At 63.3% G+C, this 16,853-nt stretch carries 10 protein-coding genes and 3 pseudogenes; 5 read left to right on the top strand and 8 right to left on the bottom strand.

Features of this window, described 5'->3' with window-relative positions; genetic code table 11:
• Positions 1-478: 478 nt before the first annotated feature.
• Positions 479-1,682: pseudogene (locus G6N68_RS27040) on the bottom strand (IS110 family RNA-guided transposase).
• Positions 1,683-1,929: 247 nt separating this feature from the next.
• Between G6N68_RS27040 and G6N68_RS27045 the strand changes: the two are divergent.
• Positions 1,930-3,165, top strand: a complete 1,236-nt coding sequence (locus G6N68_RS27045) for a transposase (protein ID WP_240355937.1) — start codon at positions 1,930-1,932, stop codon at positions 3,163-3,165.
• Positions 3,166-3,255: 90 nt separating this feature from the next.
• Here the strand turns inward: G6N68_RS27045 and G6N68_RS27050 are convergent.
• Positions 3,256-4,645 (bottom strand): annotated as a pseudogene (locus tag G6N68_RS27050) (IS1380 family transposase).
• A gap of 495 nt (positions 4,646-5,140) precedes the next feature.
• On the opposite strand from G6N68_RS27050, the gene G6N68_RS27055 reads away from it, so the two are divergent.
• Entirely contained in the window at positions 5,141-5,398 is a 258-nt protein-coding gene (locus G6N68_RS27055) for a hypothetical protein (RefSeq protein ID WP_163719244.1), read from the top strand.
• A 90-nt stretch (positions 5,399-5,488) separates the two neighbouring features.
• On the opposite strand, the pseudogene G6N68_RS27060 reads toward G6N68_RS27055, so the two are convergent.
• From G6N68_RS27060 to G6N68_RS27075, 4 genes and pseudogenes are all read right to left on the bottom strand, one after another.
• A pseudogene (locus tag G6N68_RS27060) lies at positions 5,489-7,218 on the bottom strand (IS1634 family transposase).
• 367 nt (positions 7,219-7,585) lie between these two features.
• The gene (locus G6N68_RS27065; RefSeq protein WP_163719245.1) at positions 7,586-9,394 is read right to left on the bottom strand and encodes a serine/threonine-protein kinase PknH/PknJ; all 1,809 of its coding nucleotides are present in this window, start codon (positions 9,392-9,394) and stop codon (positions 7,586-7,588) included.
• Positions 9,395-9,426: 32 nt separating this feature from the next.
• Entirely contained in the window at positions 9,427-11,124 is a 1,698-nt protein-coding gene (locus G6N68_RS31700; protein ID WP_163719246.1) for a PecA family PE domain-processing aspartic protease, read from the bottom strand.
• 272 nt (positions 11,125-11,396) lie between these two features.
• Positions 11,397-11,885 (bottom strand): hypothetical protein, encoded by a 489-nt coding sequence (locus tag G6N68_RS27075; RefSeq protein ID WP_163719247.1) that lies wholly within the window; start codon positions 11,883-11,885, stop codon positions 11,397-11,399.
• A gap of 254 nt (positions 11,886-12,139) precedes the next feature.
• Here G6N68_RS27075 and G6N68_RS27080 point away from each other — a divergent pair, with 254 nt between their 5' ends.
• Complete coding sequence (locus G6N68_RS27080) at positions 12,140-13,456, top strand: DUF6745 domain-containing protein (protein WP_163719248.1); 1,317 nt, start codon at positions 12,140-12,142, stop codon at positions 13,454-13,456.
• A gap of 161 nt (positions 13,457-13,617) precedes the next feature.
• Here G6N68_RS27080 and G6N68_RS27085 read toward each other — a convergent pair.
• Positions 13,618-14,755 (bottom strand): IS3 family transposase gene (locus tag G6N68_RS27085; RefSeq protein WP_163715016.1). Its coding sequence is split into 2 segments (ribosomal slippage): positions 13,618-14,479 and positions 14,478-14,755, totalling 1,140 coding nucleotides; the frame shifts between segments, so codons are not numbered across the junction.
• A 91-nt stretch (positions 14,756-14,846) separates the two neighbouring features.
• Here G6N68_RS27085 and G6N68_RS27090 point away from each other — a divergent pair.
• Positions 14,847-15,137 (top strand): DUF8820 family protein, encoded by a 291-nt coding sequence (locus tag G6N68_RS27090; RefSeq protein ID WP_163719249.1) that lies wholly within the window; start codon positions 14,847-14,849, stop codon positions 15,135-15,137.
• Positions 15,138-15,298: 161 nt separating this feature from the next.
• Here G6N68_RS27090 and G6N68_RS27095 read toward each other — a convergent pair whose 3' ends face one another.
• The gene (locus G6N68_RS27095; protein ID WP_205351530.1) at positions 15,299-15,577 is read right to left on the bottom strand and encodes a hypothetical protein; all 279 of its coding nucleotides are present in this window, start codon (positions 15,575-15,577) and stop codon (positions 15,299-15,301) included.
• 36 nt (positions 15,578-15,613) lie between these two features.
• Between G6N68_RS27095 and G6N68_RS27100 the strand changes: the two genes are divergently transcribed.
• Positions 15,614-16,843: a helix-turn-helix domain-containing protein gene (locus G6N68_RS27100; protein ID WP_163719250.1), complete on the top strand. Its 1,230-nt coding sequence runs from the start codon at positions 15,614-15,616 to the stop codon at positions 16,841-16,843.
• The last annotated feature ends 10 nt before the right edge of the window (positions 16,844-16,853 follow it).

A 16,853-nucleotide genomic window follows, 5' to 3' on the forward strand; every position in this document is an offset into this window, starting at 1 on the left:
CCAGATGACACAGACTGCAAATGCCGCTTCCAAAAGCCTGTGCCATTCAACATAATGGGACCTGTTACCGCACAAAACGACTTCCTTTGCCCTCGAGGCGCCGATCGCCCAAATCGACAGCGTCGACTTCGCGTGATCGGGCACCTCCGCTGATTTCGGGCACGTAGCAAATCAATTCAGCACAACTCCCTGAATCGAGGGCACATGACATTGATCCTGTTAACCGAGTTCGGGTGAGGATGGTCTTGCTCGTTCGCTGCCGGTGATGACACGCGCACTGACTGACGTCCTGCTGGGCTGTCTTCCAATTGATTTGTCTCACCGGCGACGTGCGGGCAAGTACCACAGCAGCCCTGGCAGGGCGGACATGACTTAATCAGGAGCCTGTCCGCTGCCTCATCAATGTCTTGTCTGCCCGCCCTACCGGGTTGTCACCCACCGCAGGTTCATATGCAGGAGAGGACTCTCAATGAAGATGTCAAGCCGCCGACTGTGTTATTGGGGGTGAGTCGGGTTGCCAGGTGCGGTTGTCACGGATGAGCGCGTAGAGGACGTTGGTGCGGCGTCGCGCCAGGCAGATGGTGGCCGCGATCGGTCGTTTTCCTTCGTTCCGTTTGCGCTGGTAATAGGCCTTGGAAAGCGGGTCGCAGCGGATGGCGGTGAGCGCGGACATGTACATGACCCGGCGCAGTCGTCGGCTGTAGCGCTTCGGAGTGTGCAGGCGTCCAGTGCGTTTCCCGAGTCGCGAGACCGGGGCCAGCCCGGCCCACGCCGCGAGTTGGTCAGCCGACTCGATCAGGGCGGGGTCACCAACAGCGGCCAGGAATTCGGCGCCGAGCCGAAATCCCATGCCGGGCATGCTGGTGATTACTTCAGCAAGTGGATGGCGGCGAAATCGGCCCTCGATGTCGGCGTCGGTGGTCTTGATGCGTTCATCGAGGGAGATCACCTCCTGGGCCAGTTGTGCGACCAGCCCAGCGGCGACTTCTTCGCCCGGCAGGCGCACCGTCTGGGTCTTCGCCGCAGCCACGGCCGCCGCTGCGATTGCAGCGGCGTTACGCACCGGCATCGGCCAGCACCCGCGTCAGCCGCGAAAGGCCGCTCTGCCGAATGGCTTTCGGACGCTGGTAGCGCGCCAGCAGCACCACCCAACCACGATCCTGGGTCAGCTGAGCTGCTCGCTCCAGGGCCGGGCAGACCGCTACCAGCTGTTGACGCAGCCGGTTGATGGTGCGGGTGCGATCAGCCACCAGATCAGTCCGATGGGCGGTCAGCATCCGCAGTTCGGTGATCACGTCATCGCCGGGGTGCAGCACCGGCAGATCGGCACCGCGCATCCGGGATTGATCGGCGATCACCCGCGCGTCCTTGGCGTCGGTCTTGGCCTCCCCGCCGCGGTAGGTCGCCGAGGCCTGCCACACCTGGCGGCCCGCCAGATAGCGCACCGACTTGCCGGCATCGGCGAGCACCGTCAACAACAGGGTGGCGTAGACGGTGGTCAGATCCACTGTCCAAGACACCTGCCCACCGAGCTTGTCCACATCGGAAACAAGTCCACGAATCTGTTGCTCGTCGTTGACGAACTTTCGGGAAAGCACCACCGCACCGTGGTCATCGACCACGCACACCCAGTGATGCTCCTTGCCGACGTCCACACCAGCCCACAACTGGACCGCAGTCATCTCGCCTCTATTCGCTTGTCTGCCAACATGTTCCCCACGGACCACCCGCCAGCATTTCCTTAAACAAGCGATCACATCGCAGATCTCAATCAGCGGCCAGAGAGTCCAAGCGGGTCGGGCGGCCAGTCCTCTCAAGCCGCACCATCAAGCCGGCAACACACCAACAACCTCACCCGACCCGCCCGGGTCACAGCACAACGTAACAACACGAAGTAACTGCACCTACGAACTTAAGGACACCACCATCGTGACATCTGACCGCCGCATCGTCATCGGCGCCGACACTCATCTCGACACCATCCACCTGGCCGCGATCACCGATACCGGTCAACTGCTCAGCGATGCCGAGTTCCGCACCAACCCAACGGGCTACTGGGCGGCGATCTGCTGGGCCCGTAGCTTGGGCGAGGTCGTCAGTGCCGGCGTGGAAGGCACCAGCAGCTACGGCGCAGGGTTCACACAAGCATTGCAGGCCAACAATATCCACGTCGTCGAAGTCAACCGCCCCGATCGGTCTGCGCGGAGGCGACAGGGTAAATCCGACCCCCTAGACGCCCACAGCGCCGCCCGGGCGGTGCTGGCCGGCCATGGACTGGCTGTGCCAAAAGACCCCCACACCGGGGCACTCAAAGCACTGCTGGTTGCCCGCCGCGGCGATCAAAGCCCGCACCGCGGCCATTCAGCAGATCAAAGACCTCCTCGTCACCGCTCCTGCCGAGTTGCGCGAGCGCTACCGCCGCTACCGGACCACCCTGCGACTGGTCGAAGCGTTGGCACGCTGCCACCCACCGCGCACGAGGATCCGACCACGGTGTCGGTACTGACCGCCTGCAAAACGCTGGCCCAGCGCATTGAGTTCCTCGAACGCCAAGACCGCGACCTGACCGCCGAACTCGATTCCCTGACCTCGAAACTCAATCCGGCCCTGAGGGCGGCCTACGGAGTCGGACCTGACACCGCCGCCCAGCTGCTCATTACCGCCGGCACCAACGCTCATCGACTCCGGTCTGAAGCCGCGTTCGCGATGCTCGCCGGCGCCGCGCCGATTCCGGCATCCTCAGGAAAGACCACCCGCCACCGGCTTTCCCGCGGCGGAGACCGCGCCGCCAACAACGCACTGCACCGCATCGCCCTGGTCCGCTGGTCCCACGACCCCCGCACCCGCGACTACACCGCCTGCCAACTCGCCGCTGGCCGCTCCAAAAAAGACATCCTGCGCTTGCTCAAACGCGCCATCGCGCGTGAGATGTTTCGACACCTCACCGCGCCTTGCCCGATCGATGACTACAGCGACCTACGTCCCGCCCGGCAAGCCAAAAACATCACCCTCAGCGCCGTCGCCAACCACTTCGGCGTCTGGCCCAACGACATCTCCCGACTCGAACGCGGACTCAAACGCGACGACACCCTCGCCGCCGACTACCGCCGCTGGCTAAACCTCAAACCACCGATGGGCCGTCGTGGTGATTGGTTGAGCCTTTGATCTTGATTCTGGTGACGGTGGACGCGGGGTAGCTGCTGGTCTGCCCAGCTTTTCCTGTGGGGTCCTGGTTGTCGGGTCGTGTGATGATGTTCAGGTTCGTTGTGGGTGGCCGATGATGTTGTGCCACAGGGTGATCCAGGCGGGTTCCCAGGGCCAGTGGGTGGGTAGGTGCAGGATCGGTTTGCGCTGGGGTCGGGCCAGGCGTGCGGGGATGTTGACCAGGTGTCGGCGCAGGGTGGTGCCGCGGGTGTTGCGGTGGCGGGTGCCGGCCAGGGTCGCGGCCGCACGCAACAGGTTATGTGCGATGGCCGCGCAGATCGCCCATGCGCAATTGGCGCCGAAGCGTCCAGAAGGTATGTGAGCCAGGGTCCGTCGATGAGATCTGCGAAGGTGGTTTCGATGATGGCGTGGCGGCGGTGAGTGATGTCAGCGTCGGTGGCGGGCTCGGTGGAGTTGGTGAAGAACGGGTGATACCGCCAGATCGGGAACAGTCCGTCGGGTTGGGTGGCGTCTTTGACACGGCGCACGATCAGGCGGGCGGTGATCGCCTCGGTATCGGATTCGGCCATGGTGTAGGTGGTCTCGGCGACTTCGGCGTCAGAGATCCATGCTCCGGTATCGGGATCGAGTACGGCGCCGGGGTATTTCACCGGGGTCCACGCGCCCTCGGGAATCGCGTCGATGGCGCGTTGCACTGCGGTGTTGCGGGTCAGCACCAGCGAGAACACCGCACCGTAGCGGCGGCAGGTCCGGATCACCGCACGGTTGCCGTAGGCACTGTCACCGCGCACGGTGATCAGCCCGCTCACCCGGCTGCGCGGGCAGTGGTGATCGCCTGGGCGACCATACGGGCCGCACCTTTGCCGGAGTTGGCTTTGCCGGCGCGGAGCCGGATCCCGGTCACCACTGGGGGCGCGGTGTCGGTACTGACGGTGGTGACCAGAGGCGAGAGGCCTTTGCGCAGGACCTGCTTGCCGGCGATCTTGGTGTGCCCGTAAGAGGCGCCCTGCTTGGCGTGTCCATAGACTGGGCGCACCAACGAATCGATATCGATGAAGGCACGCACCTGCGCGCCGGGCAGCAGATCGGTCCGTTTGCATAGACCGGCCAGATGCTCGGCCAGCACGGAATCCAACTGGCGGGCATGGCCGAAGGTGAACTCCCGCAACAGAGTTCCCACCGTTGAGGGCGCATACACCCGGTGAAAAAGGGTCTTCATCCCGCCGGCGCGGACCAGGTCGACATCGTCGATGTAGTCCGCGCCCGCGCACATGCTCGCGATCAGGGTGGCCAGTTTCGGGGCGGGGTTGGCCGACCCGGACTTGATCCGAGGTGCCGTGATGTGAATCTTGTTGGCCAACAACTCCGACAGGCCAGCCTGCTCAGCCAAGACCATCACCGGCACCAGGCCCGCGCACGACACGAGATTGTCCTCATCGAATACGGCGGACTGCGGGGTGAAGGTGTGGGACACTCGCACTGGAAGTGCCTTTCTCGAACTGGACCGATTGTTGCCTGAAGAACACCAATCATCCCAGCTCAGAGGGCACTTCCTTATACCGACACCCCGACAGACAGCTCATTCGTCAGTGGATCCAGGCTAAAGATCCAGCTCATTGACGCCGCTTGACCCGTAACACAGATAGGAGCATCAGACGAACCGTTAGGACACGGGTGGTGGCAGGCGTCGGACCTCAAGTGGTACCCGCCGGAGGACCACTCCGACTACGTGCCCCGACTCCCCCCGCCACCCCAGACCGCCACCGAGCGCCCGTCCGCGCCGCAATCCGGCAGACGCCGACTGACCGAGGCTGAGCGCAACCACATCCTCGACCAGGCAATTACGTCGCATGCTCGTCGGACAATAGTGGTTTGGGATCGCAACATATTCCATACCGGGCCGGCGGTCAGGCGATCCACTACCTCAGCGGAGATCGAATGGGTGACACCAATCACGCATTGGGGAAATGTGCTGGTGTCTCTAGTGATGTCGGTGGTGACCTGTGGATTCTGGCTGCCGGTGTGGCTATTTCAGACACTCCGAAAGCCGCAGGTTGAAACGTTGTTCATCGACGAGTACGGCAACCAGCATTGGGAAGACAAGAAGATCAGCACGGCGCAAAGGGTGTGGACCGTCATCGTCATCTTCCTCATCCTGTACTGGATTGTTCAACTGAGCGACTTCATCAATGGAATAAACGACCACCATCCGCAGCACCAATGGAGGCACTGACTGTCCCAGCTTCGCTGAGGTCTATGCCGTAGTTCCCCCTGGTTTGGTGATGAGTGTGCCGTGACCTGGGGTTTTGTGTTGTCTGCATGACTACTTGTAGCCCAGGCGGTGGGTGAGGCCGAGTAGTTCGAAGGCGTGGTGTTGTAGTGCGGTGGGGGTGGTGAATTTGGTGAACGTGGGCATGTCGTCGGCGGGCTGGATGTGGCTGGCGCAGATGGTGGCTAGGTCGGCGAGCAGGCTGGTGAAGCTGTGCACCGGGGTGTCGTCGGTGGTGCGTTTGCGGGAGGCTTTGGCTAGGGCGGCATCGGAACGTTGAGCGGGGGCAACAGGGTTGGTGCGTTTGGCGGCGGCTGCGGGTTTGTCGTGGTCGCGAAACAGCAGGGGCCAGGGCTTGTTTCATGTGCCAGCTGATGTAGTAGGACAGCATGCGTAGGAACATGTGGGCGCGGACCCGGTCGGCGAGGTGGTGGCGGATGGGTCGCACGTCAAGTTCACTGTTGAGGGTCCGGAAGAAGCGTTCGACGTCTTCGAGTCCCTTGTAGCGCAACACCACATCGTCACGGCCCAGGGCGGATTTGGGCAGGTTGGTACGCAGCACGTAGATGCCGTCGAGGGCGGCTTCGGCGGCGATGGCGTCTTCGTTGCGGGTGAAGGTGAATGAGTTGTCGGTGATGGTGATGTGGAAGTGTTTGGCCATCTTGTAGTGGTTGATCACCTTGCCTACCCGTAGCGCGATATCGTCTTTGCCGCGCAAGGGTCGGCGGGTTCGGGTGGTGGCGTCGGTAATGGCGGTGAGTTGTTTTTCGGTGGCGGCCAACAGGTCTTGGCGTTTTGGGTGCGCTTTTGAGCTAGAGCGGGTTGTGGCAGCAGACCAGGCGTTCGCCGGGATAGTCCGGGGAGTTGATCTCAGCGAGGTCGTGTTCGTCGAACAAGCTCAGCTGCAGGGCGTCGGCTTGCACAAGGGCCTTGATCTGCGGGGCGCGCAGCGCGGTGATCCAGTCCAGACCGGCAGGGCGTAGTTCCTCGGTGATGCGCGCGCTGGTGATCATGCCGCGATCGCCGACAAGGGCCACCCGCGACAGTCCGAACCGGTTTTTCAGCTTATTGATTTGGGCGGTCAACGTTTTCGGGTCAGCGGTGTTGCCGTCGAACACTTCGATGGCAACCGGTATCCCGGCGGTGGTGGCCAGCAGCCCGTAGACGATCTGCAAACGTCCTTTGACCCCGTCACGGGCGTGTCCGATCTTGCCCAGGGGGCAGGTGCGGCCCTCAAAGGCCGCCGAGGACACGTCGTAGAGCACTAGGGTGCCATCGTTCAGATGCCGGGCGGCCAGCGCGGTTTCGATGGCATCTTTGCGGGCCAGCGCCCAGTCCATCGCCGCGTACAGGTCGTCCTCATCGGCCCCACTGACCCCCAGCACCTCGCCCAGTGAGCTGGTGGCGGTCTGGGTGCGCAAACCGCGTGCGGTGGCCAGCTTGGATTCCGGGGCGATGACCTGGGCTACCAGCATCGCGGTGACCAGGTCGCGCCGCCGCGATGGTGTCGCGTCGATGAGATCTTCGACGCCCAGGGTCCGGGCGGTGCCCAGCACTGCGGCCACGTGCCCATGGGGCAGGCTGCGGGAGACCTCAAACGACTCGGCCAGATCCCGCGTGGCCGGCAGGCCTTTGAGGGCACGCTGTAGCTTTTCCACCTTGCGCTCGGGCCAGTGTGACAAGTTGGCCAGGGTGCGTGTTTTGACTTTGCCGTTGTCGCGGTAGGACTCCCGCAACAGCACCGCTGGCGGTGACCCACGGTTGGGAACCCGAGTCACGTACATGATTACTTTATATCAACTTATCCGCGCTATATCTACGATATGCCAAGTTAACACGCCGAGCAATGCCATGCATAATACATGACTACATTAGTACGCCCGCATGAACGCCAAACACCTGCTCACGAACAACATCGGGGATTCAGAACCCACTCAGCGGGGGGAACTACGGTCTATGGAAGTGCGACCGCCGCTTTGCCGCCGCCGGTTTGCCGCCGCCGAGGCGTGGGGTGGGCGCCGCGGGATGGGGCCGAGTTCGGCCGGTCAGGCCTAACGTCAATTACCTTGGCGCACTTGGAATAAGCGCACCGGTTCGGCGGCATTGGCCGGGCAGCGTTGTCGCAGTCGTCCGACTCTAGTCGGAGAAACGCTACATCGTTTTGCGCACCTTGTTCGCGATCTGATGTGCCACGCTGACGGCAACCGCGTCCGACGTCGGGCTCGAATTGCATGCCTGGACGTCCACTGCCACGTTGTTGGCCACCGTAAACGCCCGCTGACAGTTGATAGCGCTGTTTGCCGCGTTGGTTAGCGTGGCGCTCAGGGTGCCGTTGTTGTTGGCTACCGGCCCCACTTTCTCCACTGTGTCGGGAAAGCCAGAACCAGGTGCACTGACGGTGAATTGGCGATCGGAGCAGCCCTCCCAGCGCTGCGCGGAGGCGGCGAAGAATGCGACCGCATCCCGCGCGGAGGTAAACAACACTGCGAACTGGACGACATCGTGCACCGGCGGGCCGCTGGCGGGGTACTTGAATTCTTGCCCACGCACGGCGGTCCACCCGCTGTCGGCGTACACAGCGCTCGAGGCGGCTGCGGCCAACGGCACACACGCCTGGTCCGACACGGAGGCGGTCCCGTTTCCAGGCAGGGTGTTGACGGTGCTTGTCAGGGTCATGGCCGGTGCGCCGAACGCCGCGCTGACTTGGTCGGACGTGAGCAACAGCCCTTGCAGCGCATCCTCTGAAATCGGAGCGACCGTTGTTTCCGACGGCAGCGCGGACTTGGCGGTTGTGGCAGTTGCGGTCCGAGAGGCGCCCGAGTCCGATCGGGTCAACAGGGTGACGGTGAGGGCGCCGACGGTGAGAATCACGACGGCGACGACGATCCCGGCGATGAGGGGACCTCGGCGTCGGGTCGGCGCCGGCCGAATCGGTGCCGGGTGCGACCAGTTGGGCGGCGGCTGAGGCTGAGGCGGGGGCTGAGGAGGTCCCCAGCCGGGCGCGCGTTGCTGCATTGCGGCCGGGACAGGCCGGCCGACCGGTTGCCGTACAGCGCGCGGGGTACCGGGGAGGATTCGGGTCGGGCCGTCGTCGCGTGCGCCCGGCGCGGGTAGATCATGGCGACGGGTAGGTGCGGCTACCGGAGCGGCCGTCAGGGCGCGGCGGGCGGCGGTGGCCAGCGCGTGGGCGCTTTGGTAGCGCTCGTCGGGGTTCTTGGCCATGCCGGTGGCGATCACGTCATCAAAGCCGTTGGGCACGTCGGCCCGAATGTGGCTGGGCCGCGGCGGATCCAACATGAGATGCGCGGTGATCTGCTGTTCCATGCTGTCCCCCGGGAACGGCAGTTCCCCGGTCAGGCATTCATGCAACATGCACGCCAGGGCATAGACATCCGAGCGGGCATCGGCGACCCCGCTGTTAAAGCGTTCGGGTGCCATGCAGGCCATGGTTCCGATGATCCTGTCCGTGCCGGTCAGTTTGGACCCCGAGCCGTCGCGGGCTATGCCGAAGTCGATCAGGTAGGCGAAGTCGCGACTTGTCACCAGGGTGTTCTGGGGTTTGATGTCGCGGTGGACCAGCCCGGCCGCGTGGGCCGCATCGAGCGCGGCGGCCAGTTGCTCAATGATGTGCACGGCCCGCGCGGGACTCATTGGACCGTCGCGCTGCAACAGCTCGTGCACGTCGGTGCCTTCGACGATCGGCATGACCAGATACAGGCGACCGTCTATCTCACCGGCCTCATGGATGGGGATGATGTGCGGTTCGTTCAGCCGAGCCGCGATGTGGGCCTCACGGCGGAATCGCCGCTCATAATTGGGCTCGCTGGCCAGCTCGGGCGGCAACACCTTGATGGCCACGTCGCGATCCATCATCGTGTCGTGGGCCTTGTAAACCTTGCCCATGCCACCCTCGCCAATCAACGAGAGCAGCCGGTACCGGCCGAATTCGACTCCGTCCAAAGGCAGGTCCTTTCTCACCCATCCGAAAATTGTCACATGTCGTCGTAGAAAATTGTTCCGCTAGCGCCATACCTAATGTAAATAGGCATGTACTGGAACGGTATGTTTCCGGTGTTCAGCGCGCCCCCTGGTATTACCGTTGTTTGGGGCAGCGTACCAGCGGTGAAGTAATAAATGCTTGTGCCAGAGGCGGTAAAGAACTCCAGGTGGGTTCCGGCGGGCAGGTAGCCGTTTACGGAGCCAGTGCCTAACGAAGACGGAACGCTGCCCCACAAACCGCCGCTATCGACGAAAGCGCCGGTAACAGTCTGCAGCGGTCCACCATTGACCGACACGCGCAGGGTGGTGATCGGCGCCCCACTCGAGACGGCAAAGGAATCGAACGGGTTGGCGCCAAACTGCAACGCATTGTATTGCTCCGCGAGGAGAACACTCTGGCCAAGCGTACTTGGCAACGCTCGCACCGGACTGATGGTCGCGGGCCCTCCCGCGTTGGATCCAATACCCAAAATGGCGTCTCCCTGCGACGCAGGCAGAACGGTGGTAATGCCATTCACGGTGTGCTTGAACGAGGTGATGACACCGACCGTCACCGGTGTGGTGGTAATGATTCCGTTGCCGAAGTTCACCGTCGTCGCATACTTGTCGTAAGTGTAGGTCGCGGAGTTAAATGCATCGCCGTAAGTGGTGGTACCCGATCCAATGGACGGGCCAAGGGAAGTGAAATTCACATCTTGGGGCGGCACGAGTATTCCCACGGATCCGGTGTCGACGGTGAGTTGCGAAAACGGTCCGCCGCCGATGGAAACACTTATGAACGGCCTGTTTATTACATTGTCCACCGTTATTCCGACGGCGGGTATATGGCCCGTTTCGCCGTGCGCACCGTTGACGCCTATGAACGGGGCGATACCGCCGGCGCCGCCAGGACCACCCGAAACGCCACCAAGACCACCCGAGACCCCGCCGGTCCCGCCGATCCCGCCGTTGCCGTACAGCAGCCCGCCCCGGCCGCCGACCCCGCCGGTGCCGCCGAGCATCCCGCCCAGACCGCCGGTTCCGCCGTTGCCGATGAACTGCGCGCTGCCGCCGGGTCCGCCGGTACTGAACGGCCCACCGATGCCGCCGATTCCGCCGTTGCCGTACAGCAACCCGCCCGTGCCGCCGGCCCCGCCGGGCGCGCCAAGACCGCCCATCCCGCCGGTTCCACCGGCGCCGAGCAGTCCGGACGAACCACCGATGCCGCCCGGCGCTCCGGCGACGATGCTGTCCCCGCCCTTACCGCCGCTGCCGATCAAGAGCCCACCAGCCCCGCCGGGGGTCCCCACGCCTTGCGCAGTGGTGGTGCCGTTGTAACCGTTGCCGATCAGCGGGCGATCCAACAACAGATTGGTGGGGAAATTGATGAGGAACAGCCCGTCTTCCACCAAGAGTTCGAACAGGGATGCATTGGCGGTCTCGGCGGCGGCATAGACGCCCGCACCTCCGCGTAGCGCAACCGCGAACTGCTCCTGAAACACCGCTGCCCGCACGCTCAGCAGCTGATATTCCTGGGCGTAGCCGGAGAACAGCGCCGCGACCGCCGCCGAGACCTCATCCCCCGCAGCGGCCATCACCGAGGTGGTCGAGCCCGCCGCCGCAGCATTGGCCTCATTGAGCCAGGAGCCAATGCGAGCAATATCGCCGCCGGCCCCCGCGACGGCTTCCGGAGTCACAATCACGATTGACATGTGCCACCTCCAGGTGGTCTACGCAGTAGAGCTGGCGCAGTCCGCCGCAGGCAGCGATGAGCGAATGCTAGTCCTCGGCGATTGCGCAGGGAATAGGCAATTTCGAGACAACCGGCCGACGACTGTGCCGGGTGCCGGTGCGGCGACCGTTCCGCTGATAGTTCGGAGGATTCCGTGAGGTCTCTTTGAGCATCTTCGGAACAATCTTGGGGGCGCGCTTGGCGCCCGGACAACCGTGCGGCCATCCCTTTCTCCTTTACATTCGTATGTCGTCAGAAGGGCCTGACGTTGTAGGCGCTGTCGATCACCATGCCGTGACCCGTCGCGTCGTTGGTGAACGTCGTGCCGTCGCTGGTCGCCACGACCGTCCATCCCTGAAGGTGCTGCGTCTGCCCAATCGCCAGGGCTGTGTCCGGCTGTCCGGCGGGCGCCAATCCGAGATTCGCTGTTCGCCATGTGAATTCACCCGATTCGGTGATGATGGCTTGATTCTGGTGCAACACCGCAGGATCCCCCACCCACCCCGGATAGGGCATCGGGTCCATCGGCGCCTGCGGGAAACCGGCCGTCTGACAAACAACCTTCGGGTCGCCTCCGTCGCTGTCATCCGAGCTGAGCTGACAACGCATCGGCGGTGACGGGGCTTTCACGTTGACGAACTGCCCAGGGGCGGGATCGGCACCGGCAAGCGGAGCGAAAGCGACTGACGTACAGATAATTTCGACAGCTAGTGACCTTGCGCCAGTCAGCCAGGACGCCATGATCTGCCCCCTTTCTGTGCACAATTGCGGGCCCGAGCAGCAGGGCCCGCTTTGGCCGATCGCTGCCACCGGGTCGCCGCGTGAGGCTTGCGACAACGTTCCGGCAGGCACCTTGGAATCTTCTTGGAACGTAGAGGTTCTTGTCGGAGGGGGTCACTAGCATCGCGGACGATCCGTGAGACCTAGCCGGAGCGTGGTGGATGAACTTGCTGAATCGAACCATCGATGGGTTAGCGAACCTTCGTGGCTGCTTGATGGATCGCATGAACCCGGCCGGCGCTGAATGCGAACTGGTCCGGCCCACCCGTCCTAAACAGCTGACCGAGCTGACTGCCGATCAGCGCGAGCGCATGGCCGCGTTCGTCGCCCAACGGATCGACCATGCCCGCCGCACGACGCCGCTCACCGAAGACGAGTGGGCGGCTTGGGAAGCGGGTGTACGCAAATGCTATGAACTCGTTGGTGTCCCCTGGCCGGGTGTGATCGTGAAGGTGCCCTCACCTGTTGTCGGTGCGCTGGCACCGCCGATCGCGGAGGGGGTCGTTCGTGAAATCCGTAACTCGAAACCGGGCATTTCTCTGGATTCAGCGGTGCGATCGGCGGTCGATGCCGCGGGGCGGTCGGTAAGCAGCGTCGGGGACGCCCCGCGCGTAGGTGAAGCGCTTTCCCGAGCGGTCCGGGATGTCATAGACGCCACCCGGGCCGGGATGGTCTGCCCAGCATTCGACCAGATACCCGCGACACCAACGCACGAGGAGAGTCACTCTGCAGTTTCGCGGAAGATAGTCCGTAGGTGTATCCGTGAGGTTTTCGAACCCGTTCTTTATGCAGTTCCCAACGTGGACGGGGCGATCCGTGGACTGCTTTGCGCTGCGGTCTGCGCGGTCTCCTCTGCGAGGAATTGGCGCGTCCCGCTGGCTGGGCGCGGCCACGTCGGATTCGACGTCGTTTGGGCGTTTCTGCGGGATGCCTGCGCACTTGATTTCGGTGACGAGACTCGGGAAAGTTTACGAGCGATAGAGAACGCCCAATCCGCGGAGTGCTGGTGGCCTTTTCGGGACTTCGTGGTGGTTTGCGATCTACCCACTGAGGTGCACACCGAGACCGTCGACGGCCGCATTCGCCTGCACAACGCGGACGGACCCGCGGTCCGTTGGGGCGACGGCTGGGAAATTCACGCCTGGCACGGCACCACAGTCCCGCGCGATCTCATCGAAAATGGTTGGGACACCAAGCGAATCATGGCCGAACGCAACGCCGAGGTCCGGCGGTGCGCCATCGAACGCGTCGGTTGGCATCAGTTCATCACAACCGCCGGTTTCAGACTTATTGATCAGGCACCCGATCCAGCTAACCCCGGTCAGCTGCTCCGTTTGTACAAGGTGCCCCGCCGGGTTCTCGGCTACCGAGCGCGAATTCTATTGTGCGTCAACGCCACCCCAGAGCGCAATGGTGCTCGCCGCGTCTACGAACTGTCCGTGCCAACCACGTGCCGCACCGCTCTGACGGCTGTGGCGTGGTCATTCGACGTGCCGGAGCAGACCTATGAACGTCTGGCACGAGCGACCTAGCCCAAGCCAAACCGCACGGAAGGACACAGCGATGACCGCTGAACTGACCAACATCGTGAATGCCGCCCTCGCTCCGCAGCAGTTTGATGCCGACATTCCCGTCTTAGCCGGAGCCCAGCGGCAGGGCGACGTTGAGGGGGACCCGTTTGATGGTCCAGTCGCTATGCGGCTTGCGGTTGGTGGGTCGTGGTCCACTGTAGGGCGAACTCGGCTGGGGTGAGCCCATTGTGGGCGGAGTGAGGCCGGTTGGCGTTGTAGTCGATTCTCCAATCTTCGATGATGATTTGGGCTTCTTGCAGGGAGTCGAAGCGCCAGGAGTTGAGTAGCTCGTCGCGCAGTCGGCCGTTGAATGACTCGATCCAGGCGTTCTGCCAGGGGGATCCGGGATCGATGAATAGCGAGCCGGTGCCGTTGAAGCGGCACCAGTCGTTGACAGCATGGGCGATGAACTCGGGTCCGTTGTCGAACCGCACGTAGGCCGGTGCCCCATGCATCAGGGCCAGACGGTCAAGGACGTCGACCACGCCGTCGGCGTTGATGGCCCGGTCGACTTCGATCGCCAGGGCTTCGCGGGTGAACTCATCGATTACGTTGAGCATCTTCAACGTTCGTCCGTCGGCGGTGGTGTCGAACTGAAAGTCCATCGCCCAGATCGCATTCGGGCGGATCGGGCACATCGCCCCGACCTGCGCACCGATGCCGGTCAAGCGTTTCTTCCTGCGGCGCTGCGGAACCCGCAGGCCTTCCTCGCGCCACAGGCGGCGGATGCGCTTGTTGTTGACCTTCCAGCCAGCTCGCCGTGCCGCGATCGCAGCACGGCGCCATCCCCAGCGGGGCCGCTGGGTGGAGAACGCGCGTAGCCAGGCCCGCAATTGGGCCTCCTCATCGCTGATCGGTGGTGGTTGTAGACGCATGGTGGAACGGTGGATGCCGACCACCGCGCACGCCCGCCGTTCGGAGACCCCGAACCGCTCGCGCAGCATCGCCGCGGCGCTGCGCTTGCGGTTCGGGGTCAGAAGTTTCCGACGAGATCTCCTTGAGCATGTCGATGTCAAGGGCCTGGTTGGCGACCAGCTTCTTGAGCCTGGCGTTCTCGGCCTCAAGTTCCTTGAGGCGTTTGGCGTCGCTGGCCTTCATCCCGCCGTACTGGGCGACCCAGCGATGCCAGGTCGACTCGGTGATCTCGAGGTGGCGACACACTTCGCTGAGTTGCTGCCCGGTTCCAAGGAGCTTGTTGCCCTCGGCGAGCTTGCGGATGATCTGATCCGGCGTGTGCCGCCGGCGCTTGTTCGTTGCCATGTCGTCGTCGATTCTTCCTGCCCGAACACTCGGGCATCAGAGTCCCACAACGACTGGACCACTACGACGGGCTCACCTCAACGTCCTGGTCTTGCCCGCGCAGGTGACCGCAACCACGCTCGTGCCGAAGTCTGGGACCGCTGTGGTGGAGGGGGCCAACGCTGGTAACTCCCACGTCGTCTACGCGGCGGACGGACCCGCCTACTGCGACACCGCCATTCCGCACCACGAGGACCTGCGGATAGCTATTCTCACCGTCCCGGCGGGATCGAGGGTTTACCTTGGCCACGCCGAGCACGGCTACATGGGCATCGCTCCCGGCAATTATGAGATCCGTCGGCAACGAGAGATGGCTGCGTGGGCCCGAATGGTCATCGATTAGTGCGCTTGTCATTAGCTGTTCTGCAGTCGAGCGTTTAACGCACCACGACCCGGAGGGGGAGAGTCCGCCACCGACCACTAACCCATTCTCGGTGGCCACTATCAGCTCAGCACTCGAGCATGCGGCTGATCCAACCGCACCGGGGCCACTGCGGTGTGGCGTTAGCGACTGCGCCTGTCTGAGCGCTGCCATGAGGCAAGTGTCTCTTGAAGGAGAGTGGTGGCCGAGCGCCCAGCCTGCACGAGGTCCGCGCGAGCTTGCTTTGCAGCCTTTACCACCGCAGGGTCCTGGCGAACGAAGTTCGCGCGGTCGGCCACGATTGCGGCCTGCTGCGCGATCAGCAGTGCGGTATTGATACGGGCCATGATGAGACCTTTCAGGAAAGAGGCCCCAGTCGGCCCCGCCAGGAAGAATTTAGTGATGTATTTAGTGACTGTCAACACACTAATTTAGTCTTTATGCACTATGGTCCCACTATGAAGTTCTCACTCGAGGCGCTGGGCATGGTCATCCGCGAGCATCGCGAGGTCAAGGTGCCGAAGATGACTCAGGACGAACTGGGTGCCAAGGCTGGATATAAGAAGGGCGCCAGCGTTTCGATCTCCCGCATCGAGAGCGGACTGACGCGTCCTGGATCGGACCGATTCGATGCCATCGCCCTCGCGCTGGGACTTAGCCCGGCAGAACTAGAGGCAGAGGCAGCGAAGCGGACTCTCGAGCTAGCAAAAGAACGCGGTGAACCGCGCGTTGGCGCCGCAGCGGGGTCTGGCGAAGATCGCATTAAGGATCGAATCAAGCGGGTCCAGCACGAAGTAGAGCGTCGGACTGGCCTCATCACTGAGCTAGGGGACGCGTTCAATACAGCTCATGACCGCGCCCGTGACGACTTTGTCATGAAGTTTGTGGCAATCGCTAGAGGGATCAACGGCGCGCCCCAGCCGGAACCCGTGGGCCTTGAAGATGATGATGTGACCGAGGATGCACAGGCGCAGGCGAAGTACCGGCTTCGATCGACCTCCTACGGGGTTAGGTATGCGCTTGCGGGTGGAGCGGGGGGTGCCGTCGCGGGTGCGGCGTTAGGAGGGGCCGCGGCCTACGGCACCTTCATGGCTGCAGTGTCCTTCGGCACTGCGTCGACCGGCACCGCGATTGGAGGGTTGACCGGAGTTGCTGCCAGCAACGCTGCATTGGCTCTGCTGGGTGGGGGCACGCTTGCGGCCGGAGGCGCCGGAGTGGCGGGAGGCGCGGCACTACTGGCCGGGATCGTGGCAGCTCCCGCGCTCCTACTGGCGGTTGGTGGTCTGGTCTGGATGGTAAAGCGCAGCCGCAAGCAGCAGCAACAACTCATGGAGCAGCTCAACGAGGTAGACGCGGAGATTGCCGCCACTCACAGAAGCTTTGAGGCACTGGTGGATATCCTTCCTCGTGCCACTGAGATTCTGGATTACGTAGCCGTGCACAGTGGCCATGCGCTCAAACGGTGGGAACGCCGACTTGGATTGCGACCGCTGGATTGGGATTCAATGTCCCCTGAGGATATACAGCGCTATTACGATTTCAGCGAAGTCGCTGCCGCCCAGCTGGCGGTAGTCAGCATTAACGTTCAAGGCCTGATGGCCAGTCGCGGTGAGGATCGGGAGAAGCTGATCGAGTTCATCGACGAAGTCCTCACAGAGGCGCAGTCGACTATCGAGTCGCTCGTCTGAGGGCGCGACC

It is taken from the genome of Mycobacterium bourgelatii (genome assembly GCF_010723575.1).
Lineage (GTDB): Bacteria > Actinomycetota > Actinomycetes > Mycobacteriales > Mycobacteriaceae > Mycobacterium > Mycobacterium bourgelatii.

What these genes read in the sequence shown, in the direction of transcription:
- G6N68_RS31700 (WP_163719246.1), bottom strand. Translation starts at nt 11,124, where the DNA reads ATGTCAATCGTGATTGTGACTCCGGAAGCCGTCGCGGGGGCCGGCGGC.
- G6N68_RS27075 (WP_163719247.1), bottom strand. Translation starts at nt 11,885, where the DNA reads ATGGCGTCCTGGCTGACTGGCGCAAGGTCACTAGCTGTCGAAATTATC.
- G6N68_RS27080 (WP_163719248.1), top strand. Translation starts at nt 12,140, where the DNA reads ATGGATCGCATGAACCCGGCCGGCGCTGAATGCGAACTGGTCCGGCCC.
- G6N68_RS27100 (WP_163719250.1), top strand. Translation starts at nt 15,614, where the DNA reads ATGAAGTTCTCACTCGAGGCGCTGGGCATGGTCATCCGCGAGCATCGC.